This is a genomic window from Campylobacter sp. MIT 99-7217, from assembly GCF_006864365.1.
GTDB lineage: Bacteria > Campylobacterota > Campylobacteria > Campylobacterales > Campylobacteraceae > Campylobacter_D.
In genome coordinates, this window is sequence record NZ_QHLJ01000007.1 from 28,289 (window position 1) to 49,248 (window position 20,960).

Below are 20,960 nucleotides of genomic sequence, written 5' to 3' on the forward strand. Positions count from 1 at the left end.
TAGCTCCTTAATGCGACATATCAGATAAGGACACAGGATCGATGATTTCAAATTTATCCTCATTTAAAACCTGTGCTGTATAGCTCATTTGAGCGCCCGGAAATTTCTTCATCTTCCATGCTTGCATGTTGGCATTACCTCCATAAATAGGATCAGCATAAACGCCAGCTAAAGTCATACTTCTAAGCTCAGCAAAGAAATCACTTGCCTTAACCATGCCTCCAAAGCTAAATTTAGTCCTATCTGCCTCAAAAGCCTTTAAAACCTCATCTTTTTGTGTATCGCTTATTTCTAAAAAGCCCTTTTTATAACGCATTTTTGCCTCTTCGTTTAGGGCATTAACCCCAAGCTTAAAAAGCTCTGCACGCGTTATAGGATATTGATAGCCCTGATTTTTCGCCCCTTGAATGAAAGGTGGCATTCTATAATCCTTCGCCCCGCTACCATAGTTCCCCGCAAGCTCATTATCGATAAAAAATGCCACGCCAAGTTCTTTTGCACCAGCTCCTAACTCATCTTTTGGATAAATTCTCTCGCATGCTTCGGCAATGATATTGAATTGATCTTGGTTGTTAAAAAAGATCCTTGCCCTTGAAGCATTGGTTGAAACGCCCATATGATCGCTATGCTCTTGAGCAAAAGCAAGACTTGGCACACAGGCACTTGCTAAGGTAAATAAGGTAGAAGCTTTAAAAAAAGATCTGCGACTAAGTTTTTTATCCATACATATCTCCTTTTTTAGTATAATAATTATCAAAAATAAGTATAAATAAAAATAAATAAATTTTATCTTAATATAAAGATATTTGATCAAATTTAATCCCTATATTTACTATGTTTAATTAATATTTTATGATTTTATATTTTTATTTACCTTGTTTAAATTTGATTTATATATGATAATATTTATTATATTTTTATAAGAAAATATAATACTTTCTTATCAAAAATTTAATCTTTAATAAACACAAGTTAAATTTGAAATTTTAAAAAGCTGAGCAAATTTTTGTATTTTAGAGTAAAATTTTAGTCGCTAAAGCAAGTATGGCGGTTTGGCTTTTGAGTATAAAAGCACATTCAAGCTTCATCTTTTCATCAAACATTTTCCTTTCTTCTTCGCTAAAACCACCCTCAGGACCTATAAAAAAGATATTTTTTTCATCTTTTAAAGCACTTTCATCAAATTCTTTTCCCTTAAAATCAATCAAAACCACATGTTTAAAAGCGTGCAGAAAATCTTTAACATTGTCAAAAATTTCAATTTTCATTAAGGAGGTGCGACCGCATTGCTCGCAAGAATTGATCAAAATTCGATTGATTCTTTCTAGGTCGATTTTGAAATTTTTTTGAGAAAATTGAGTATAGATTAAAACAAGCTTATCAAGACCAAGTTCATTTAAAAAGGGTAGAATTTTTTCTAAATTTTTTGTGTCTATAACACCTAGAGCAAGAACTCCTTTTGTGTTATTTGAAGGGCTTTTTTCATATGAGATCAGTTTAAGTTTGCAAGAGTTTTTTTGAAGTTCAACAAGCTCGTAAAGATAGGCAAAATCATCTTTTAAATTTCTTAAGATGAGCTTATCAAAGGCTTTGATTCTTCGAACTTTTAGGTGTAAAAAATCCTCATTTTTCAAGCTAAGATATTCATCTTTGGCACTTGGGTGATATAAAAATTGCATTAAAAATAGTCTTTAAAAACATAAGGTGCAAAAAGCAAAAAAATATCAAACAAAAGGATAAAAAAGCTCATACCTCTAAAAATATTATATCTTCTACTTCTTCTTGCTCTTTTAAAAAGGATAAATTGAAAAATAGCAAGAAAAAAGATAATAAGCCAAGTAGCGATCATGAGCATGATATAGGTGTTTAAAACAAAGCCTTTTAGAGCTAAAAGTAATAAGCCTGTAAAAAAAACTATAGCTAAAAAGATATAATACACGGGTAAAAACAAACGAATGCGTCTTATAAAGTTAAATTCGCTCGTAAAGCTTCCCTGCGTTAGGGTTAGATAAAAAAACATTAAAAATCCACTCGCATACAGACTATAAATGTGTAGGGCTAAAACCCCATTAAAAATTTCCATCAATCAGCCTTTGCGATAAGTGTGGCAAGCTGAGAAATTTGCTGAGCATTAAGCATATCAGCATAAGGTTTCATTTGTTTGGCAAGTTTTTTTCCATAAGTGCCTGCTTGATAACCCTTAAGGGTATTAGCAAATTCTTCTTTGCTCATATCCTTGATGATCAAACTTGCACCAAGTGCCTTTTTTTCTCCATTTTTACCATGACAAAAAGCACATTCTTTGGCATAAAGCTTTGCTATATCATCACTTGTTTGCTGATAAGAGCTTGATCGATCATTTTTGATCTCCTTTTCTATGGGCAAAGGATCTTTATCTTCTTGCACAGGTATAGGAACATTAGTATCGCTAAGCTCTGTTGTTTCATCATTTTGCTCGATTTGTGTTATTTCTTCGCTGGTATTAAGATCAATTTTTTGCTTATTTTCATCTTGAGAGCAAGAAATGAAAAAAAAAGCTAGGCATAAAAAAAATATTTTTTTTGTCATTATATTTCCTTTTTATTGATAAATGTAGAACCATTTTTTAATTTTTCAAAAAAATCTCTGTCCGTCCAATCAGCTTTGATCTCAGGAGAAAATTCTATTTCTTCAAGATTGATTTGAGTTAAATTTTTATTATAAGCATCCTCTCTAAAACCTTGTGCATAGCTTGTTCTTGTTTCATGAACAATGATACTTTGAAGTTTTACGCCTTGTTCGCCATTTTGCATTTTTGTTTGTTTTAAAAGCGTATCTATAAGCACAAAAAATACACGGCAAAAATTCTCAGCACTTGCATTGACCGGTAAGATAACAAAGCGTTTGGAGTGTTTTTTCATATCCTCTAAATACTGCTTATCATCATCTTTAAAAAGCGTTATAGCATGATCAAAACTATCTATTATTTGCCTTACTTCTTGCTTTAAAAGTCCAAAATCATACACCATGCCCGCATGATCAAGCATTGAGCTTTCAAGGAAAATTTCTATCTTATAAGAATGCCCATGGATACTTGTCTTACAACGCTTTGAAGAGCAATTTCTTACAATATGAGCATTTTCAAATTCAAAAAGTTTTCGTATGATCATACGCCTTCTTTATCTCCCCAAATTCTAATATGAATTCTATCTGAGTAATTATAACCCATTTTTATGCAAAATTGAACAAGTGCTAAGGCATTTTCCTCAATTTCTTTTTGATTTGCCCCCAAAGGCATACAAAAAACCTGCGTTTGTGCGTGATTTAAGATATGTGAAATTTCAGCTTGGGCTTGGTTATTTTCAATCTGTTCCTTACTTAAAACAAATTTAAAAAAACTTTGTTTTGCGTTTTCGATAATTGCTTTTATCGCCTTAAAATTTAGCCTTACACTTTCGTCTAAACCGCTATTTTGAAGCTTTACACCCATAGCAAAAACACATTTTTTATAAAAAGGATATTTTTCAAAATCGATAAAAATGCTTGCATTTGTTTCAAAATGTACCTCTAAATTTCTTTCAAGCAAGGCTTTTATAAAGCCTATAAATTCGCTATTTTTATGATGTATCAAAGGCTCTCCACCAGTGATTACGATGATAGGCTTGGTATCTTTTTTGAGTTCTAAAATTTTTTGCAAAAGCTCATCTTTGCTTAAATTGAAGTATTCATCTTCAAATTCCTTTGTAAAAACAGCTCTTATGGTATCACAGCCCACTAAGGTTTTGCCATTTTTAAATTTTCTAACCTGAAAACCTAAGCAATTAAAATTGCAACCAGCAAATCTTACAAATATAGCCAAACGCCCAGCAAAAGCTCCCTCTCCTTGAATGCTTAAAAAATATTCTACAATTTGCAAAGAAAACCTCATTTTTATTTTTGAAATTATATTTAAGTTTTTTAAAATTTTGTAAAAATAAATTTAAAAAAACTTAAAAAACTACTTTTCTTTATCCTTTTTTTAATATTTTTTTAGTAAAATTAGCTTTTTTATTTGAAGGTTGAGTAAAAATGATGGACATAATGCAAATTCAAGAAATTTTACCCCATAGATACCCCTTTTTACTTGTGGATAAGATCACGGAGCTTAAAAAAGGCGAATATATCAAAGGTTATAAAAATATCAGCATAAGTGATCATGTTTTTTTAGGGCATTTCCCAGCACACCCTATTTATCCGGGTGTTTTGATTTTAGAGGGTATGGCTCAAACAGGTGGGGTTTTTGCTTTTGAGAGTATGGAAGAAAAGATTGATCCTAAGAGTAAGGTTGTGTATTTTACCGGTATTGATGGGGCTAAATTTAGAAATCCTGTGCGTCCGGGCGATAGACTTGATTATGAAATGTTTGTGGTTAAAAATCGCGGAAATTTATGGGTTTTTCAAGGAAAAGCTTATGTGAATGAAAATTTAGTTGCTGAGGCTGAACTTAAAGCTATGATAATGGATAAATGAGGCATGAAAAAAGTTCATTCAAGTGCAGTTATAGAAGATGGAGCTGTTTTAGGCGAAAACTGCGTAGTTGAAGCTTATGCTTATATCAGCAAAAATGCAAAAATTGGCGATAATTGCACGATCAAGCAAGGTGCTAGAATTCTTGCAAATACAAGCATAGGAAGCGGAAGTAAGGTTTTTTCTTACGCTATTGTAGGGGATATTCCTCAAGATATCTCTTATGAAGATGAGCAAGAAACAGGTGTGATTATAGGGCAAAATGCTGTGATTAGAGAATTTGCTACAATCAATTCAGGCACAGCTAAGGGCGATGGCTTTACAAGGATAGGGGATAATGCCTTTATCATGGCGTATTGTCATATTGCACATGATTGTAAGCTTGGCAAAAATATCATTTTAGCAAATAATGCGACCTTAGCTGGACATGTTGAACTTGATGATTTTGTTGTTGTTGGAGGGCTTACTCCTATTCATCAATTCGTTAAAGTAGGAGAAGGGGCTATGATAGCAGGAGCTTCGGCACTTTCTCAAGATATCGTGCCTTTTTGCTTGGCTGAGGGCAATAGAGCAAGCATTCGAAGCTTAAATTTAGTGGGCATTAGAAGACGCTTTGATAAAGATGAGGTCGAAAGGATCAATAAGGCTTATAAATTTTTATTCAAAAGTTCTGATTTAAAACAAAATGCACAAGATTTGCTTCAAAGCGTGCAAAGTGAGAATGTCCGCAAGATGTGTTCTTTTATTTTAGAAACAAAAAGAGGAATTCCTGTGTATAAAGGAAAAAAACATGCCTAAGAAATGTCTTTTTTGTGGAGAAGATGAAAGTCAGGGCATAATGATGATGCCTGATCAAAGTCATAGCTCTTATATTTGCGAAAATTGTATCAAAGCAGCGTATGGTATCGTTTTTGGAGAAGAAAATACAAAAATACCCACAGAGTATGAAAATACAGATTTTTCTCATATCACACCAAAGGAGCTTAAGGCTCAGCTTGATAAATATGTTATCGGTCAGGAAAGAGCAAAAAAAATCTTTAGTGTAGGTGTATATAATCACTACAAAAGGCTTTTCAAGTCAAATTTAAAAGATGATGATACCGAGCTTTTCAAATCAAATATCTTGCTTGTTGGACCTACAGGAAGTGGAAAAACCTTACTTGCTCAAACTTTGGCTCGTTTTTTAGATGTGCCTATTGCCATTTGCGATGCGACTTCTTTAACGGAGGCTGGCTATGTTGGAGAAGATGTTGAAAACATACTCACAAGACTTTTACAAGCTGCTAATGGTGATGTGAAAAAGGCTCAAACAGGTATAGTTTTTATCGATGAGATCGATAAGATCGCAAGAATGAGCGAAAATCGTTCTATCACGCGTGATGTGAGTGGAGAGGGTGTGCAGCAAGCTTTGCTAAAGATCATAGAAGGAAGTGTGGTCAATATCCCACCAAAGGGAGGTAGAAAACACCCAAATCAAGACTTTATCCAAATGGATACTTCAAGCATTCTTTTTGTTTGTGGTGGTGCATTTGACGGACTTGAAGAGATTGTAAAGCGCAAGATGGGCGATAGAGTTGTAGGCTTTTTTGAAGAAACAAGCCAAGACAAGGCTCATATCATGGAAAAAATCGAACCTGATGATTTGGTACATTTTGGTTTGATCCCTGAGCTTATCGGTAGGCTTCATGTGATTGCTTCTTTAAATGAACTTGATGAAGCTGATATGGTTAGGATCTTAACAGAACCTAAAAATGCCATCATTAAGCAGTATCAAAAGCTTTTTGCTATTGATAATGTCGGTTTAAAATTTGAAGATGAGGCTTTAAAGGCTATCGCTGCACTAGCTTTGAAAAGAAAAACCGGTGCTAGAGGACTTAGGAGTATCATCGAAGAGGTGATGATTGATTTGATGTTTGAGCTTCCAGAGTATGAAAATTATGATATAATCATAACAAAAGAAGTCATAGAAGAGGGTGCAAAGCCACTTTTTATAAAAACAAAGCAAAAAGGGTGAAAAGATGTTTTTAGATAAATGTATAGGAATGTTTTCAAGTGATATGGGTATAGACTTAGGTACAGCAAATACCTTAGTTTTGATAAGAGATAAGGGTATAGTGATCAATGAGCCTTCAGTTGTAGCTGTGGAGCGTGAAAGATATGGAAGTAGAGCTAAAATTTTAGCCGTAGGTCAAGAAGCTAAAGACATGGTGGGAAAAACTCCGGCAAATATAGAGGCGATCCGTCCTATGAAAGATGGCGTTATTGCTGATTTTGATATGACTGAAAAGATGATTAGGTATTTCATAGAAAAAACGCATAGAAGAAAATTCTTAATCCGTCCAAGGATCATTATCTCAGTACCTTATGGGCTTACTCAGGTGGAAAGAAAGGCTGTTAGAGAAAGTGCTTTAAGTGCTGGAGCTAGAGAGGTTTTCTTGATAGAAGAGCCTATGGCAGCTGCTATTGGAGCAAATTTGCCTATACAAGAACCTAAGGGAAATTTAGTCGTAGATATAGGTGGAGGAACGACAGAAATAGGCGTTACCTCACTTGGTGGCTTAGTTATTTCAAAATCCATACGAACAGCTGGCGATAAGCTTGATATGAGCATAGTAAACTATGTCAAAGAAAAATACAATCTTGTTATAGGCGAAAGAACAGGCGAAGAGGTTAAAATTTCCATAGGTTCAGCCTATCCTCTTGCAAAAGAGCTTTCTATGGTTGTAAAAGGACGCGATCAAGTAACTGGGCTTTTAAGCCGTATCGAACTGACAAGTGAGGATGCCAGAGAAGCGATGAGAGAATATTTGAAAGAAATTTCAGATGCTTTGAAAATGGTTCTTGAGATGATGCCGCCTGATTTGGCGAGTGATGTTGTTGAAAATGGAGTGGTTTTAACAGGTGGCGGAGCGTTGATTCGTGGACTTGATAAATATCTTTCAGAAACAGTGAAACTTCCTGTATATGTAGCAGATGAACCTCTTTTAGCAGTAGCTAGAGGCACAGGAAAGATACTTGAAGAAATTTCTCTACTTAAACAGCTAACGAATGAAGAATAAAATCCGCAATATCTTAATACTTGCGTTTTTGGTATTTATTTCTTTTTATTATGGCGGAAGTATTAAGAGCAATGCTTTAAATGTCAATGATACAGCGATAAATACCTTTTATGGCTTTACTGATTATCTTAAAAGCAAAATTAATGAGCATTTTAATCAAGCAGAACAAATTCGTATACTTAAGGCTCAAAATAAAAATTTAGAAGAATCAAGTATCTTACTTTCAACCTTTGCCAATCAGCTTAATTTGCTTTTAGAAGATAAAAACTCAACCCAATATTTTCCTAAAGTTTCTTTAGTAAGGGCTATTTCTTATGTCCAAGTTGGCGATTATCATAGGCTTTGGCTTCATTCAAATAGCTTTAATTTAAGCAAAAGCAGAGGGCTTATTTATCAAGGCTATGCAGCTGGCGTTGCTGTGCTTAAAGATAAAAGACCTATGGCACTTTTGCAAGGCGATGAGCAGTGTGTATTTTCCGTTTCTATCGGTAAAAATAAAGTACCCGGTATCTTACAGGGTCAAGATGGTAAGGTTTTTGTAAATTTTATTCCTAAATGGGACGAGCTTCATATTGGCGATGAGGTTCTTACAAGTGGGCTTGATGAGATATTTTTTGCTGGCATTCCTGTTGGCAAAATCATAAACATTATAGACAAAGATATGTATAAAAGTGCGGAATTGCAACCTTTCATCAAGGTTGAAATTCCTTCTTATATGTATATGATAGAAAGTTTATAATCTAAAGATTTTTACTTCTTCTTGCAAGTTATCAGAAATTGACTTGAGTTCTTTCATAGCCTTTTTATTACTAACAATCGTATCTTTTGTTTGAAGAGAAATTTTAGCAAAAGAATCAATTTGTCCTTGGATTTCTTCCATCAAATCTACTTGTTGGCTTACTTCATCATTCACACTTTGAGCTTTTAACAAGCTGTCATTAGCCTGTTTATAGATAAGATCCATGCTATCTCTCATATTTTCACTTAAGGTTTTTCCTTGATTGATAAGAGGAATTGATTCGCTAATGGCTGTTGCTGTAGCTATGGTTTCTTCTTGAATTTTTTTGTTGATGATAGCAATTTGTGTTGTAGCAGAACCCGTTTTTTCAGCAAGTTTTCGAATTTCATCAGCCACGACAGCAAAGCCTCGTCCAACTTCTCCAGCCCTTGCAGCTTCAATGGCAGCATTTAAGGCTAAGAGATTGGTTTGATCAGTGATCTCACTGATAAGCTCTGTGCTTGATCCTATCGAGTTTGCATGTTCGCTTAGGAGTGAAATTTGCTCTGATACTCTTGAAGAATTTTCAGCAATAATTTCCATTTGAGAAGCTGTTTCTTCAGCTGATTGACGGTTATCTTCACAAACTTGTGTTGTATTTTTTGAGTTTTGTTCTGTTTCTTCAGCACTTTGAGAGACATTTTTTGTTTTTTCGGCAAGTTTTTGGATATTTTGAACAGATTCATTTGAAATTTGGCTTTGTGTGATACTTGATTTTTCAGTATTTTCAAAAACTTCCATGATAAGATCAGCTTTTTTGTTTAATTCATTAGAAAGAATGATGATTTTTTGAACGATATTTTTTAGCTGATTTTGCATTTTACTCACAGCATAAAGGATACTTTCTTTATGTTTGGTCGAAATCGTAACCCTTAAATTTCCGTTAGCTACTTCTGTAATGATATGATTAACATCTGCTGGTTCTCCACCCACTGATTTTTTGATATAAGTTACAGCAAAATACGCCACAATAACAGAAATAATAAACGCAACAATAATAATAGAAAACATAATCTGTCTAAAAGAGCTAGCCTTGCTTATAGAACTTTGCGTTAAATTTTCATTAATATTTTCCTCATAATCAATGAGTTTATTAATTTGTGCTAGCCAAGTGATAAACTGCTTTCTTGCATCTTCTAAGATCATCACCCTTGCTTCTTCAAGCTTTCCTTCTTTGATAAAAGAAATGATTACTTCGTATGTCTGCGTGGTCAGTTTATTTGTATTTTCTATATCATCATACATTTCTTTAACTTTAGGATCATAATTTCCTTTTTTGAAAAGATCAATAAATTTTTGTCTTGCCACCTCATAGTCTTCTTCAAGCTTTTTGATTTGAGCTAAGGTATCTTCAAAATCCACTTGATCTTTGATCAAAATTGCGTCCCTGATCAAAATAGAACGATCATGAACTGAGCCTCTAAAATTTATAGCCCTTCTTGAAATATATCCATTCACATAAGTTGCTGTTGATAAGCTTTCATTTAGTGCCCCCATTTCTTTTAAAGAAAAAACAGTGATAAAAATCATAATGGCAAACATAAATGAAAAACTAAGATATAATTTTGCTGATATCCCTAAAGAGGATTTATTTTTTTTCATTTTCTTACCCTTTACCTTATACATAAATTTAAGTTTTCAATTTTATTACAAATATTATTAATAAAATATAAATTTAATATTATTTTATGCCAAAGTTTTTTAGTTTAAATTTGTTTAAGATATAAAATTTTTATATGGCATTTAAAACTTTTATTTAAGAGCAAAGCAAAACTTGTTCCAAATCATCTTTTAAAGCTTTGAGCAAAGCCTTTGCGATCTTGTAAATGAGATCATTTGTTCATTTTGAGAAATAAAATCAGGCAAATAAGCAAAACCACTTAAAGCATCGACAACGATACAAATTTTTTCTTCTTTAGCATTGCTAAGCCTTATCACACAAGGTTCTTTTTTCTTGGCTAAGCTTTTTTCATAAGGACTTTGCGACTTTGTTAAAGGCGAATAAAGCCTTGCAAACTCATCAAAAACAAGCCTTGTAGCACCCGCACAAGAGCCTTTAAACTCAACCTTTGTTATACCAAAGCGATCTTGTATGTTAAATCTCTTGCTTGCCTTTGCATCATCTTTACTTATGACCCCACTTTGTCCAGAGTTCATAAGCTTGTTTGCACCAAGTATATCAACAGCTATTTCCCTATCTAAATTTATAAAAGTTTTGCCTATATTTGCATTACCATCGCCATTTTTATCAAGAAATATCGTATAAGTTTGCTTATTATCAGTAGCACTTTTAGAGCGGATAAAATAAAGCTGCCATCTTGACTTAAACCACTCATCTTTTGCTATATCTTGTCTAAAACTTTCTTGCATGAGAGCAAGGCTTCTTGTGTAGGCTATGTCATTGATGATTTGCTTTGCTCCAAGTATTAAGTCGCTATTTTTAGGATAAAATTTCATCAAAGAAAGGAGCATTCCTATAATCACAAGCACCAAAATAAGCTCGATCAAGCTAAAAGCCTTGCTCATTAATACCTTTTGATTTTATAGTATCTATCAAATTGACCAAGACTGATTTTAAAATCAGCCTCTTTAAGACTTTGTTTTTCTTGTAAAAAAACTCTATCACTACTTGTAATACCATAAAATTTAAGCCTGATTTGAGTTTTATCAGCAGTTTTAATGGCTTTAATATTTCTTTTTTTAAGCTCTAGGGCAAGATCTTTTGCAGCGTGGTAATTATAAGCAAAATGCTTTTGTGGCTTTTTGATCACATAATACAAGCTTTGATTAAAGATAATCACCGCATAACAAAAAACCAAAAAAATCAAAGCACATTGGATAAAAATATTATATTTTAGCCTTAATTTTGGCAAACGAACACGGTAAGAACTCATCAAAGAAGCTACGAGCAAAGGGGTGCAAATCACACAAAAAGGAAGAAAATCTTCCAAATAAAGCCTTTGTCTTATAGAAACAAGTAAGCAAAAGATAAAAGAAACACTCATCAAAAACCATAATAAAGGCTTTTTAGGTCTAAAAGCAAGTCTATAAATCACATAAAAAAAATAGATAAAAACAAGAGGGGAAAAACATGCCATAAAAATTCCCAAGGTATCTAAAAAATACCCCCTTGGTCTTCCGCTCGTGTTAAAACCATAAATTCCCAAACTTGTGATAAACAAGGCAAGACTTACACCAAAGAGTAAGCCATTTTTTTTGTAAATCGCAAAAAAAACAAAGGCAAGATATAAAATCACAAAGGATTTGTCGATAAAAACACAAAGGCACAAAAGTAGATAAAAAAGTATTTTCTTATCATACTCATAAGCACAAACGATAAGCAAACTCGAAAAGATCACATAAGAAGCTTCATTGACAAGTAAGGCACTAGCAACACTTCCGGGCAGTAAGATAAAAAGCAAAAGTGAATAAAAAGCGTCTTTTTGGGTTTTGGTGTATTTTAAAGCTAAAATATAAAGCAAGATACAACTTAAAAAATGAAACAAAACAAAAGGAAAACGAAGCCCAAAGTCATTTTGTCCCCATAACTTTGTGCCAAGATGAGCGATAAAAGAAAGCAAACTTTTATCTTCAAAGTAAATTTTTGCCTCATTTGCCCCAATACTTAAGGTGCTTACTCCATAAAGAAGTGCGAGCAAATCAAGACATAAGATCAAAATCACTGCTTTTTTCATCAACATCGCTTTTATTAGGATAGAGCTTTCATTTTACAAAATTTAAGCTTAAAAAAGATACAAGCAAGATAAAAAAGCCTTAGCCTCCTGTTTGATAAAAGGCTCTTGAAGAGGTTTCATTATCAGCAACGCTCCATTTATTTTTTTCAGGCTTGTTTATAACAACTTGCTTTAAAATCTTTACAGCCTCAGGAATGTCCTTTTGTTTTAAGGCTTTTTTAATGCTTAAAGCCTCATCAAAATAAAGACAAGGGATTAAAAATCCCTCAGCAGTAAGACGAATGCGGTTACAGCTATTGCAAAATTTATCGCTATGCGGATCAATGATACCAAATTTATAGCCATCTTCTAAGCGATATAAGCTCACAGGCGAATTTATAGGCTTTTCATCTTCATAAATGGTTGGATAGCCTTGTTTTAAAAGTGTTAAAATTTCTGTGGAATTTAAGCCTTTGAGTTGCCCGTAAGCATGGTGATTTTCCATAAATTCTATAAAACGAATTTGCACTCCTAAATTTTTAGCATAATCAAGCAACAAAACAAGCTCATCATCATTAATGCCCTTTAATACTACTGTATTAAGCTTGATGAAAAAACCAAGTTCTTTAGCTTTTTGAATACCTCTTAAAACCTGCTCTAAAACATCTTTTTGAGCGATTTTTTTAGCCTTTTTAGGATCAAGGGTATCAAGAGAGATATTCATTCTTTTAAGTCCTGCTTCTTTAAGAACGCTTGCTTTTTCTTCAAGTAAAAAGGCATTTGTAGTGATTGCTAGATCAATTTGTGGAGCATAATCATAAATCATCTTGATAAAAACTTCAAGATCTTGTCTTAAAAGTGGCTCGCCACCGGTGATTCTTATCTTATTAATCCCCTCATCAATGCAAGCTTTAACAAATAAAAACAACTCCTCAAAACTAAGCAATTTTTCTTCAACTTTTGCATCAAAAGGAAGTTTTGGCATACAATACAAACAACGAAAATTGCAAGTTTGTGTCAAAGAAATTCTAAGATAATTAATATGGCGATCAAAAGAATCAATTAACATAATAAAGCCTTATTGTATGAGTTTTTTAAATTTAAGAGCAAATTCTACTTTTCCTGTGCCTATTCTCAAGTCTTTAGCGATTTGCTCTATGCTTTTTCCCTGTTGGAATAAATCAACGATTTTTTGCTCTTCATTGTTATAATCAGGCGTGATTTTGTTCATACTACGAGCCTTTTGCTCTAAATTTGCTATCCTTTGAGCTTGCTCATTTTGAAAATCCTCTATCACACTTTCAAAGCCTTTTAAGCTTTTAAGCACAGGTAAAATTTTGTTACTTACTTCTCTATCAAGAAGCACAGCAACCTCATCTTTGAGTTCTTCGATATCCACTTTTTCATTTGTTTTTATATCTTCAAACTCCTTTCTCATAAAATGATACTGTTTACTCATATCCTCAATAGCCCTTTCAAGCTTGACTATTCTTGCTGTGTTTTCCTTGTCCTTAATGAACATATAAGCTATAAAGGCAAGCATTAAAATCATCATAAAGATAAGATAGAGCAAATCCTCACTCATTGTCATTTCCTTTTAAAGTTTTGATCATCTCCCTTTGCATTTGCACCACAAAAGCGTCGTATTCTTGCTTATCTTCATTCTTTATTTTGATGATTTTTGCTGTTTTTTCATCTAATGCTTCAAAAAATAATGCTATTTTACTACGATTTAGTTCAAATCTGCCATAATAAATTTGATTTTGTTTTAAACATGTTTCTAAAAGTTGCAAATTTTCAAAATTTACCCCACATAAATTTGCTTTTTGCTCTAATTCAAGTAAAGAATTTTCAGAAAGAATTCGCTGTTCTAAGCCCTTTATATCTTCTCTTAGTTTTAAAATCAGCTCAAATAAAAGCCTCTCGCCCTCTGTAAAATCCGTTTTAAAGCTTAGCTTTTTCCACCTATCATTAATCTTGCTTAGGTTAAGATTAAAATACTCTTGCATAAACTGCTCATCATCTAAGCTTGCTTCTTGAAAGTCTATCCTTAAAGCTGTTTTAAAAAAATTCATTGCCATAACAAATCAACCCATACAAAAATAAAAAATATAATACTCAAATACCCATTTAAGGTAAAAAATGCTCTATCAATATGAATGAAATTTTTATGCACGATCTTGTGTTCAAAAAACAAAATAACAGCACAAACTAAAACACCTAAAAAAGAGATAAGATGCAAGGGTGCTATCCAGACAAATAAAAGCCAAAAAATCACAGCCAAGATATGACAACAAGCTGAAATCATCAAAGTAGCTTTTTCTCCAAACTGAGCAGGTATAGAGTGTAAGCCCTTTTCTTTGTCATAGTCAATATCTTGCAAGCTATAAAGCAAATCAAAGCCTCCAGCCCAAAAAGTAACCCCTAAACACAAAATAACGCTGTAAATTTCTATTTTCCCAAGCACCATAACACTAGCAGCAATAGGTGCTAAACCCAAACAAAAACCAAGCACAAGATGAGCTAAAGAAGAAAAGCGTTTGAAAGCAGAATAAAGAGCTAAAATAAAAAGTATAGGAAAGGATAGCATAAAAGCAAGTGAATTGATAAAATACGAGCAAGCTATAAAGATACAAGCATTTATGATGATAAATACCCAAATGCTCTTTCTATCTATCGCTCCGCTGATATTAGGACGATTTTTACAGCGAGGATTGTCCTTATCGATATCTTCGTCCATTAAACGATTTACCGCCATAGCAAAATTTCTTGCACTTACAGCACAAATGATACCCAAAATCAGCACTTTAAAACCAAACCAAGCACTATCGTTAATCATCTTAGAAGCAACCATAAGCGATATAAATAAAAAAGGTAGAGCGAAAATAGAGTGCTTAAATACAACCAAATCAAGCAAAATCTTAAATTTAAGATAGATTGTTTTCATTAAACTCGCTTTCAAAAAATTTGTGTATGATTTTACAATAAAATATTTAAATTTTAAAGAAAGCTTTTAAAATGTTTTTTGAATTTGCGATCATTGGCACAACGGCAAGTGGAAAAACTGCCTTAGCAAATGCCCTAGCCTATGAGTTTGAAGCTGTGATACTCAGTCTTGATAGTCTTTTAGTTTATAAACAAATCAACATAGCCTCGGCAAAAATGGATAGTAAAATTTTAGAAGAACTTGACATTTTTGGCGTAAATTTGTTAGATATTGATGAGCATTTTAGTGTGGGTTTGTTTTTTAAGGAGTATCAAAAGGCAAAAGAATTTGCACAAAAAAAAGATAAAGCCCTCATCATCACAGGAGGCACAAGTTTTTATCTTAAGGCTTTGCTTAGTGGATTAAGCGAGGATTTACCCTTTGTGAAAAGTGATTTGAGTAATGAGGCTATTTATGAACTCATGCAAAATTATGATGCAAATGCAAATATTGCCAAAAATGACACTTATAGACTTCAAAAATGGCACAGCATATACATACAAACAAAGCAAGCTCCAAGTAAGTTTTTAAAAAACACTACAAAAGCACCTCTCATAAAAGAGCTTGAAATTTTTGATCTAACATGGGAAAAAGAAGAACTTAAAAAAAATATCCAAAAACGCACCCAAGATATGCTCAAAAAAGGACTCATAGAAGAAGCAAGGACTCTTTTTTCAAGATATGATCCCTCTTTAAAACCCTTAAATTCCATAGGGCTTAAAGAATGCAAGGATTTTTTAGATCAAAAAATTTCAAAAGATGAGCTTGAAGCACTTATCAACACACACACCGCACAACTTGCTAAACGCCAAAGAACCTTCAATAAAAAATTCATCAAAAATGATCTTAACAAAGATAAAGCCCTTGATAAACTAAGATCTTATATGAAACTTAAACTTGATCTTTAAGTTAATCAAACTAGAATATAAATTTACCAAGCCTATTTTTATCTAAAATATTTAGCTGTCTTTGTTTTAAAGGCAATCAAACATTATACTTAAAATTTAAATTTAAAGACTAAAGTTTTTTTAAAAAGAGGCGATATAGGAAGTAAATCTTTTCAAAATATTGCTTTAAGCTCGGTTCGCCGAGCTTTTTTTATGTCTAAAAATTTATCCTAACTCTTTACTTTCGTATTTGAAAAAAGTTTAGTAATGGGTAATAATTTTGTAAAAATAAAGCCTATCCTTGGAATTTATGTTCTATGAAAATATAAAAATTTATAGTCAATAAAGTTTAATTTTAAATTTATAATAATTCTTGTATAATTTTCAACTTTATGTCTATAAATTTAACCAAAGGAAATAACCATGAAAAAAGATATTCACCCTGAATATGTTGATTGTAAAGTAAGTTGTGCTTGCGGTAATACCTTTGTTACTCGTAGCAACAAAACAGAACTTAAGGTCGATATTTGCTCTAATTGCCACCCTTTTTTTACAGGAAGTGAAAAAATTGTCGATACAGCTGGTCGTGTAGAGAAATTTAAGAAAAAATACGCAATGCAATAATTCAATGCTTTATTTCGTTCCTACTCCCATAGGAAATTTACTTGATATTTCTTTTCGAAGCTTAGAAATTTTAAAGGCTTGTGAGGTTTTGATCTGCGAAGATACAAGAGTGAGCAAGTCCTTGATCAATCTTTTAAATTCAAAGTATTCTTGCTCTATAAAACCTCAGCTTTTTTTATCCTTGCACTCTCATAATGAAGAAGAGTTTTTAAAACAAATCAGCGAGGATTTATTTCAAAAAGAAGTTGTTTGCGTAAGTGATGCAGGAATGCCAGCAATAAGTGATCCGGGAAATTTTCTAATCAAATTTGCACTTGAAAATAACATTGCTTTTGAGGTTTTGCCCGGAGCAAATGCTGCTTTAGTTGCTTTAGTCTCAAGCGGATTTTGTGAAAAAGAGTTTATATTTTTGGGATTTTTGAGCAATAAAGGAACTTCAAGGCAAAAAGATATAGAAAAACTTTTAAATTACCCCTTTGCAAGTATAGTTTATGAAGCACCAAGTAGGGTTTTATCCTTGGTTCAAGATATAGCAAAAATAGACGCTCAAAGGGAAATTTTTGCTATAAAAGAAATCAGTAAAAAATTTGAGACTAAATTTAAAAATAAAGCTAAAAAACTTGCAAATGAACTTGAAAAAAGCAATTTAAATGGAGAATGGGTGCTTGTTATATCAGCCCGTGAAGATGCAAATTTTAAACAAAATACCTTATGCGAGCAAGATATTTTAGAACTTGATCTGCCCTTAAAAACAAAAAGTAAATTGCTTTCAAAAATGAGTGGAAAAAATGCAAAAGAAATTTATAGCAAACTACTTTTAAGTGAAAATTAGGTATTATTGTGATGATTGTTTATGGCAAGCAAGTATTTTTTTATATTTTACAAAAACATAAAGACTTGATCAATGAGCTTTACTTGGCAAAAGAGTGTGATAAGGCAAGTTTTTCGCAGATCGCAAAAAGTGGCTTTAAGATCAAAAGACTTGATTTTAAAGCTGCTCAAGCCTTAGCCAAAGGGGGCAATCATCAGGGCTTTTTGATGGATATCAAGGACTTTGAGTTTTGTAAATTTAGTGATTTAAAAAAGAAAAAATTTCTTGTTATGCTATATGGGATCACTGATGTTGGAAATATCGGTGCGATAGCAAGAACTGCTTATGCTTTGGGTGTTGATGGCTTGATTTGCGTTGGCAAGAGTCTTAAAATGGACGCTATCATAAAAGCAAGTAGTGGTGCAGCACTTGATATACCGATAAGCTTGGTTGAAGATGGCTTGAGTGCTTTAAATGAACTAAAGCAACTTGATTTTTTTCTTTACGCAAGCTTGGGTGGTGGCAAAGATGTTCGCTTAATCAAAGCTAGAGATAAAAAGGTTTTGATCATGGGCAGTGAGGGCTTTGGTATCCCCAAAAAGATCATTGAAAAAAGTGATGAATGTATAGGTATTCACATGAAAAATGATTTTGATAGTTTAAATGTTAGTGCAGCATTTGCAATACTTTGTGATAGGATAAACAATGGATAGACTTAAAAATTTAAATTTAAAGGAAGTGAGTGCAAAAACTCAGATTGAAACTGATTTTTTAAATGCACTTATAGAAAAAGACTTTGAAAGACTTAGTCGTTTTAATGTAAAAGGATTTTTGAAAATTCTTACAAGAGAGTATGATATTGATTTTACTAAATTTCTTGAAGAATACGAAACATTCTTGCATGGCGATGAAGCAGAAGAAACAAGTGAAAAAGAAGATAAAAAAATTACCATAGCCACGCAAATTGATGCCTATCAACAAACATCTTCAAGTCTTTGGATTTGGTTTGTTGTTATCATTGCTATTATCGGTGGCTTAGGATATGCTATCTATCAGTATGATTTACTTAAAATGTTTATCGATAAAAATCCTACGCAAAGCTCAAGTTCAGCTGTAGTAGATATCATTGATGAAGCTCAAAATAATATCAAAAGCGTTGTTGTTGTGAATGAAGAAGAAAATAAAAGCACAGAAAACACACAAACAAGTCCTCAAGAAGAAGATAGTAATGCCACAGATGATGTCTCTATACAAAATAACACTCAAACCGGAGAAACAAAAACCCTTCAAGAACAAATTGCCCAGCACAATGAAAGTGAAGAGAAAAATCCCCAAAATACAAATAATGAACTTAGTATAAATGCAAATCAAGAAGTTATTTTTAGCACAAATGGTAAGGTTTGGGTGGGCTTTATTAAGCTTGAAAATGGCGAAAAAAGGGCTATGGTTACAGAAAATAATTTCAGTGCTGATCTAAGCGTAAATCAGCTTCTTTTAATCGGAGCTACTGAAATCACGCTTCTTGATCCACAGGGACAAAGTCAGGTTTTTCCAGCAGGAAATTCCAAACGCTTTTTGATCGAAAATGGCACAATTAAGGCTATTAGTTTAGGCGAATTTATGAAATATAATAAAGGTAAAGAATGGTAAAAACGCTCTTTCTTAGCCTCATTTTTATCAGCAATGCTCTAGCGATTAGTTCTTTAGAGCTGGCTCGAAATATGGTTAATGACCCAAACAAAGAAGCTCAGCTAAAACTTTTATTTGAAAGTAAATCATATACATTAGACGGGCATATCAATGTTGCAGAAATCACACGGATACTCAAAGCAAATTCTTTGATCAATCTCAACATGCCCGGTTCAAGAAATTTGGAACTCACCTTTAAAAGCAAAGCTAATGGCATTTTATTTTTAAAAATTATTAATGAAAGTTTAAATCAAGCTGGCTTTGTATATTTTATCCCAAATGAGCTTTCTTTTGATAGAGATTTGCTTGTATATAAACTCAGCATAGAGTCAAGATATATACTTGATCCAGCAAATTTTTATAATATCTTAAAATCAAATTCAGTTTATATACAAAATATCCAAAAAATCAATCCCTACACCTATGAATACACCCTTGATTTTGACCGTGCAAAGTTAAAACCAAATACGGATATAAATCCTAATCAAGCCAAAAAACTAGAAAGACCCTTAAGAGAATATATCTTTCTTTCCAAAAATGCAAAAAAACTTCAAATTTTAGCAAGTGCTGGGGATTCTTGGTTTGCAAAAATTCAGTTTTTAGATAAGAATTTAAATCTTATTCAAAGTATCTCTCTTACTGAAGTAAGTCAGGAGTTCAAAGGTCAAATCCCAAGCAATACAAGCTATATTATCGTGGGCGATACTTTTAGCCTTGATAATATACGCAGAGGTCTTGAAATCACTCTTGAAAACTAATTAAAGCTCTTTCACGCTTTGCTTAAAAACATCGCCTCTTTGAGCATAGGAGCTAAACTGATCAAGGCTTGCACAAGCTGGACTTAAAAGCCCAACCTCGCCTTTTTGAAGCACTTTTGAAATTTCTTCAATCGCCTTTTTAAGCTCTTTGCATTCAAGCACTTTTAAGCCATGATTTGTAGCATAATCAACCATTTTAGCACTGCTCAAACCGATAGCATAAAGACAGATATCAAAATCTTTCATAAATTCAAAAAAAGCGTTTAAATCCACGCCTTTATCATCTCCGCCTACAATAAGATGAATTTTTTTATCCTTATAACGTAAAAGAGCAGCCATAGCAGCACTTTCGTTTGTAGCCTTAGTGTCATTGACCCAAAGTCTGTTTTGAGAGTCAAAAAACTCCTCAAGCTTGTTTGCTTCCATAACAAAAGAATTTAACTTTTCATAGCTGATTTGATCAAGTAAAATTTTCTCCACGCCCAAAGCCATGACCCCGTCAAGCAAAAAAGGCGTTTTAAAAGAAATTTTCTTTATATCAATACCAAGCTTTTGGGCTAAGTCAAACTCATCTTTGTAAGAAATCACAAAGGCTTTTGTGGGCGTTTTGGCATAAATTTCAGGCAAAATAGCCACATCAGTTTCATTAAGCCTTTCTAGCACACTAAGCTTGGCTTGAACATAGTTTTCAAAATTTCCATGCCAAGAAAGATGATCAGGCGTTATAGGCAAAAGTGCGTAAATTTCAGGCTTTGCTGTTTTGGTATAATGAAGCGTGAAAGAAGAGGTTTCAAGTATCCAAATTTTAGCATAAGGATCAAGTTGTGCAAGAGGAGTGCCAACATTTCCCCCCATAACAGCACCAACACCAGCTAGCAAATGCTGACACATTTGTGTAGTCGTGGTTTTGCCATTTGTCCCACTGATCCAAATACTCTTTGGCATAATGTCATAAAAAAAATCATACTCACTTTGTAAATTTAAAGCCTTTTTAACAAGCTCATGCTCGCAAGGAAAACCAGGGCTTGGTATCTCAAGCTCACTTTTTAAAGGATCAAACTCACTCATAGGAAGCAAGGAATTTCCAAAATTATCCTTACTTTTTTGCTTAAATTGATCATCAAAAATATCAAATCCCCCAAGCTTAACACCCAAATTTTCAGCGATAGCACGCGTTGTTTTTCCGTATCCAAAAAGTGATTTTCTCAT

25 protein-coding genes are annotated in these 20,960 nt (G+C 33.0%); 11 read left to right on the forward strand and 14 right to left on the reverse strand.

The window, feature by feature from the left end; all coding sequences use genetic code 11:
* Positions 1–7: 7 nt before the first annotated feature.
* The 6 genes from DMB92_RS06870 to DMB92_RS06900 all read right to left on the reverse strand — a co-directional run bounded on the left by DMB92_RS06870 (position 8) and on the right by DMB92_RS06900 (position 3,895).
* Complete coding sequence (locus DMB92_RS06870; RefSeq protein WP_142682318.1) at positions 8–724, reverse strand: gluconate 2-dehydrogenase subunit 3 family protein; 717 nt, start codon at positions 722–724, stop codon at positions 8–10.
* A 289-nt stretch (positions 725–1,013) separates the two neighbouring features.
* Complete coding sequence (locus tag DMB92_RS06875; protein WP_142682319.1) at positions 1,014–1,679, reverse strand: 16S rRNA (uracil(1498)-N(3))-methyltransferase; 666 nt, start codon at positions 1,677–1,679, stop codon at positions 1,014–1,016.
* Positions 1,679–2,086 (reverse strand): hypothetical protein, encoded by a 408-nt coding sequence (locus DMB92_RS06880; RefSeq protein ID WP_409513402.1) that lies wholly within the window; start codon positions 2,084–2,086, stop codon positions 1,679–1,681. Before DMB92_RS06880 ends, DMB92_RS06875 begins: the two co-directional genes overlap by 1 nt.
* The gene (locus DMB92_RS09425) at positions 2,083–2,568 is read right to left on the reverse strand and encodes a c-type cytochrome (protein ID WP_260604775.1); all 486 of its coding nucleotides are present in this window, start codon (positions 2,566–2,568) and stop codon (positions 2,083–2,085) included. Before DMB92_RS09425 ends, DMB92_RS06880 begins: the two co-directional genes overlap by 4 nt.
* Positions 2,568–3,149, reverse strand: coding sequence for a 6-carboxytetrahydropterin synthase (locus DMB92_RS06895; protein ID WP_142682321.1), 582 nt, complete (start codon positions 3,147–3,149; stop codon positions 2,568–2,570). Before DMB92_RS06895 ends, DMB92_RS09425 begins: the two co-directional genes overlap by 1 nt.
* On the reverse strand, positions 3,146–3,895 hold the full coding sequence (locus DMB92_RS06900; protein ID WP_142682322.1) for a 7-carboxy-7-deazaguanine synthase QueE: 750 nt from the start codon (positions 3,893–3,895) through the stop codon (positions 3,146–3,148). The genes DMB92_RS06895 and DMB92_RS06900 overlap by 4 nt, the downstream gene beginning before the upstream one ends.
* 152 nt (positions 3,896–4,047) lie before the next feature.
* Here DMB92_RS06900 and fabZ point away from each other — a divergent pair, with 152 nt between their 5' ends.
* From fabZ to mreC, 5 genes are read left to right on the forward strand one after another with little or no spacing between them, the layout of a single operon-like run.
* Positions 4,048–4,488, forward strand: coding sequence for a 3-hydroxyacyl-ACP dehydratase FabZ (gene fabZ, locus DMB92_RS06905; RefSeq protein WP_142682323.1), 441 nt, complete (start codon positions 4,048–4,050; stop codon positions 4,486–4,488).
* A gap of 3 nt (positions 4,489–4,491) precedes the next feature.
* Positions 4,492–5,283 (forward strand): acyl-ACP--UDP-N-acetylglucosamine O-acyltransferase, encoded by a 792-nt coding sequence (gene lpxA, locus DMB92_RS06910; protein WP_142682324.1) that lies wholly within the window; start codon positions 4,492–4,494, stop codon positions 5,281–5,283.
* Positions 5,276–6,499 (forward strand): ATP-dependent Clp protease ATP-binding subunit ClpX, encoded by a 1,224-nt coding sequence (gene clpX / locus DMB92_RS06915; protein ID WP_142682325.1) that lies wholly within the window; start codon positions 5,276–5,278, stop codon positions 6,497–6,499. Before lpxA ends, clpX begins: the two co-directional genes overlap by 8 nt.
* Positions 6,500–6,503: 4 nt before the next feature.
* Positions 6,504–7,544: a rod shape-determining protein gene (locus DMB92_RS06920; RefSeq protein ID WP_142682326.1), complete on the forward strand. Its 1,041-nt coding sequence runs from the start codon at positions 6,504–6,506 to the stop codon at positions 7,542–7,544.
* Positions 7,534–8,283 (forward strand): rod shape-determining protein MreC, encoded by a 750-nt coding sequence (gene mreC, locus DMB92_RS06925; RefSeq protein ID WP_142682327.1) that lies wholly within the window; start codon positions 7,534–7,536, stop codon positions 8,281–8,283. The genes DMB92_RS06920 and mreC overlap by 11 nt, the downstream gene beginning before the upstream one ends.
* Here the strand turns inward: mreC and DMB92_RS06930 are convergent.
* The 7 genes from DMB92_RS06930 to mqnP form a co-directional block, all read right to left on the reverse strand.
* On the reverse strand, positions 8,278–9,924 hold the full coding sequence (locus DMB92_RS06930; protein WP_142682328.1) for a methyl-accepting chemotaxis protein: 1,647 nt from the start codon (positions 9,922–9,924) through the stop codon (positions 8,278–8,280). The two genes, mreC and DMB92_RS06930, sit on opposite strands and share 6 nt — an antisense overlap.
* A 189-nt stretch (positions 9,925–10,113) precedes the next feature.
* The gene (locus DMB92_RS06935) at positions 10,114–10,848 is read right to left on the reverse strand and encodes a Tfp pilus assembly protein FimT/FimU (RefSeq protein ID WP_142682329.1); all 735 of its coding nucleotides are present in this window, start codon (positions 10,846–10,848) and stop codon (positions 10,114–10,116) included.
* Entirely contained in the window at positions 10,848–12,017 is a 1,170-nt protein-coding gene (locus DMB92_RS06940) for a glycosyltransferase family 39 protein (RefSeq protein ID WP_142682330.1), read from the reverse strand. Before DMB92_RS06940 ends, DMB92_RS06935 begins: the two co-directional genes overlap by 1 nt.
* A gap of 79 nt (positions 12,018–12,096) precedes the next feature.
* Positions 12,097–13,065: a GTP 3',8-cyclase MoaA gene (moaA, locus tag DMB92_RS06945; protein WP_142682331.1), complete on the reverse strand. Its 969-nt coding sequence runs from the start codon at positions 13,063–13,065 to the stop codon at positions 12,097–12,099.
* A 9-nt stretch (positions 13,066–13,074) separates the two neighbouring features.
* Positions 13,075–13,581 carry a DUF6115 domain-containing protein gene (locus DMB92_RS06950; RefSeq protein ID WP_142682332.1) on the reverse strand — a complete coding sequence of 169 codons (507 nt, stop codon included), beginning with the start codon at positions 13,579–13,581 and terminating at the stop codon, positions 13,075–13,077.
* Positions 13,574–14,071, reverse strand: a complete 498-nt coding sequence (locus DMB92_RS06955; protein ID WP_142682333.1) for a hypothetical protein — start codon at positions 14,069–14,071, stop codon at positions 13,574–13,576. Before DMB92_RS06955 ends, DMB92_RS06950 begins: the two co-directional genes overlap by 8 nt.
* Complete coding sequence (gene mqnP / locus DMB92_RS06960) at positions 14,068–14,943, reverse strand: menaquinone biosynthesis prenyltransferase MqnP (protein WP_142682334.1); 876 nt, start codon at positions 14,941–14,943, stop codon at positions 14,068–14,070. Before mqnP ends, DMB92_RS06955 begins: the two co-directional genes overlap by 4 nt.
* Positions 14,944–15,014: 71 nt before the next feature.
* On the opposite strand from mqnP, the gene miaA reads away from it, so the two are divergent.
* The 6 genes from miaA (at position 15,015) to DMB92_RS06990 (ending at position 19,751) form a co-directional block, all read left to right on the forward strand.
* Positions 15,015–15,890, forward strand: coding sequence for a tRNA (adenosine(37)-N6)-dimethylallyltransferase MiaA (gene miaA / locus DMB92_RS06965; RefSeq protein ID WP_142682335.1), 876 nt, complete (start codon positions 15,015–15,017; stop codon positions 15,888–15,890).
* Between the two features lie 402 nt (positions 15,891–16,292).
* Positions 16,293–16,493 (forward strand): 50S ribosomal protein L31, encoded by a 201-nt coding sequence (rpmE, locus tag DMB92_RS06970; RefSeq protein WP_142682336.1) that lies wholly within the window; start codon positions 16,293–16,295, stop codon positions 16,491–16,493.
* Between the two features lie 4 nt (positions 16,494–16,497).
* On the forward strand, positions 16,498–17,325 hold the full coding sequence (gene rsmI / locus DMB92_RS06975) for a 16S rRNA (cytidine(1402)-2'-O)-methyltransferase (RefSeq protein ID WP_142682337.1): 828 nt from the start codon (positions 16,498–16,500) through the stop codon (positions 17,323–17,325).
* A gap of 11 nt (positions 17,326–17,336) precedes the next feature.
* Positions 17,337–18,017: a TrmH family RNA methyltransferase gene (locus tag DMB92_RS06980; protein WP_142682375.1), complete on the forward strand. Its 681-nt coding sequence runs from the start codon at positions 17,337–17,339 to the stop codon at positions 18,015–18,017.
* Entirely contained in the window at positions 18,010–18,954 is a 945-nt protein-coding gene (locus tag DMB92_RS06985) for a hypothetical protein (RefSeq protein WP_142682338.1), read from the forward strand. The genes DMB92_RS06980 and DMB92_RS06985 overlap by 8 nt, the downstream gene beginning before the upstream one ends.
* Positions 18,948–19,751, forward strand: coding sequence for a hypothetical protein (locus DMB92_RS06990; protein ID WP_142682339.1), 804 nt, complete (start codon positions 18,948–18,950; stop codon positions 19,749–19,751). Before DMB92_RS06985 ends, DMB92_RS06990 begins: the two co-directional genes overlap by 7 nt.
* On the opposite strand, the gene murD is transcribed toward DMB92_RS06990, so the two are convergent.
* Positions 19,752–20,960: a UDP-N-acetylmuramoyl-L-alanine--D-glutamate ligase gene (gene murD, locus DMB92_RS06995; protein WP_142682340.1), complete on the reverse strand. Its 1,209-nt coding sequence runs from the start codon at positions 20,958–20,960 to the stop codon at positions 19,752–19,754. It abuts the gene before it with no gap.

Excerpts from the sequence above, each read along its gene's own strand:
- rsmI (WP_142682337.1), top strand. The coding sequence starts at position 16,498 with ATGCTTTATTTCGTTCCTACTCCCATAGGAAATTTACTTGATATTTCT.
- DMB92_RS06990 (WP_142682339.1), top strand. The coding sequence starts at position 18,948 with ATGGTAAAAACGCTCTTTCTTAGCCTCATTTTTATCAGCAATGCTCTA.
- DMB92_RS06895 (WP_142682321.1), bottom strand. The coding sequence starts at position 3,149 with ATGATCATACGAAAACTTTTTGAATTTGAAAATGCTCATATTGTAAGA.
- mqnP (WP_142682334.1), bottom strand. The coding sequence starts at position 14,943 with ATGAAAACAATCTATCTTAAATTTAAGATTTTGCTTGATTTGGTTGTA.
- DMB92_RS06920 (WP_142682326.1), top strand. The coding sequence starts at position 6,504 with ATGTTTTTAGATAAATGTATAGGAATGTTTTCAAGTGATATGGGTATA.
- DMB92_RS06950 (WP_142682332.1), bottom strand. The coding sequence starts at position 13,581 with ATGAGTGAGGATTTGCTCTATCTTATCTTTATGATGATTTTAATGCTT.
- DMB92_RS06955 (WP_142682333.1), bottom strand. The coding sequence starts at position 14,071 with ATGAATTTTTTTAAAACAGCTTTAAGGATAGACTTTCAAGAAGCAAGC.
- fabZ (WP_142682323.1), top strand. The coding sequence starts at position 4,048 with ATGATGGACATAATGCAAATTCAAGAAATTTTACCCCATAGATACCCC.
- lpxA (WP_142682324.1), top strand. The coding sequence starts at position 4,492 with ATGAAAAAAGTTCATTCAAGTGCAGTTATAGAAGATGGAGCTGTTTTA.
- DMB92_RS06870 (WP_142682318.1), bottom strand. The coding sequence starts at position 724 with ATGGATAAAAAACTTAGTCGCAGATCTTTTTTTAAAGCTTCTACCTTA.
- DMB92_RS06930 (WP_142682328.1), bottom strand. The coding sequence starts at position 9,924 with ATGAAAAAAAATAAATCCTCTTTAGGGATATCAGCAAAATTATATCTT.
- DMB92_RS06985 (WP_142682338.1), top strand. The coding sequence starts at position 18,010 with ATGGATAGACTTAAAAATTTAAATTTAAAGGAAGTGAGTGCAAAAACT.
- rpmE (WP_142682336.1), top strand. The coding sequence starts at position 16,293 with ATGAAAAAAGATATTCACCCTGAATATGTTGATTGTAAAGTAAGTTGT.
- DMB92_RS06980 (WP_142682375.1), top strand. The coding sequence starts at position 17,337 with ATGATTGTTTATGGCAAGCAAGTATTTTTTTATATTTTACAAAAACAT.
- DMB92_RS06875 (WP_142682319.1), bottom strand. The coding sequence starts at position 1,679 with ATGCAATTTTTATATCACCCAAGTGCCAAAGATGAATATCTTAGCTTG.
- DMB92_RS06940 (WP_142682330.1), bottom strand. The coding sequence starts at position 12,017 with ATGAAAAAAGCAGTGATTTTGATCTTATGTCTTGATTTGCTCGCACTT.
- clpX (WP_142682325.1), top strand. The coding sequence starts at position 5,276 with ATGCCTAAGAAATGTCTTTTTTGTGGAGAAGATGAAAGTCAGGGCATA.
- murD (WP_142682340.1), bottom strand. The coding sequence starts at position 20,960 with ATGAGAAAATCACTTTTTGGATACGGAAAAACAACGCGTGCTATCGCT.
- miaA (WP_142682335.1), top strand. The coding sequence starts at position 15,015 with ATGTTTTTTGAATTTGCGATCATTGGCACAACGGCAAGTGGAAAAACT.
- DMB92_RS06935 (WP_142682329.1), bottom strand. The coding sequence starts at position 10,848 with ATGAGCAAGGCTTTTAGCTTGATCGAGCTTATTTTGGTGCTTGTGATT.
- DMB92_RS09425 (WP_260604775.1), bottom strand. The coding sequence starts at position 2,568 with ATGACAAAAAAAATATTTTTTTTATGCCTAGCTTTTTTTTTCATTTCT.
- moaA (WP_142682331.1), bottom strand. The coding sequence starts at position 13,065 with ATGTTAATTGATTCTTTTGATCGCCATATTAATTATCTTAGAATTTCT.
- mreC (WP_142682327.1), top strand. The coding sequence starts at position 7,534 with ATGAAGAATAAAATCCGCAATATCTTAATACTTGCGTTTTTGGTATTT.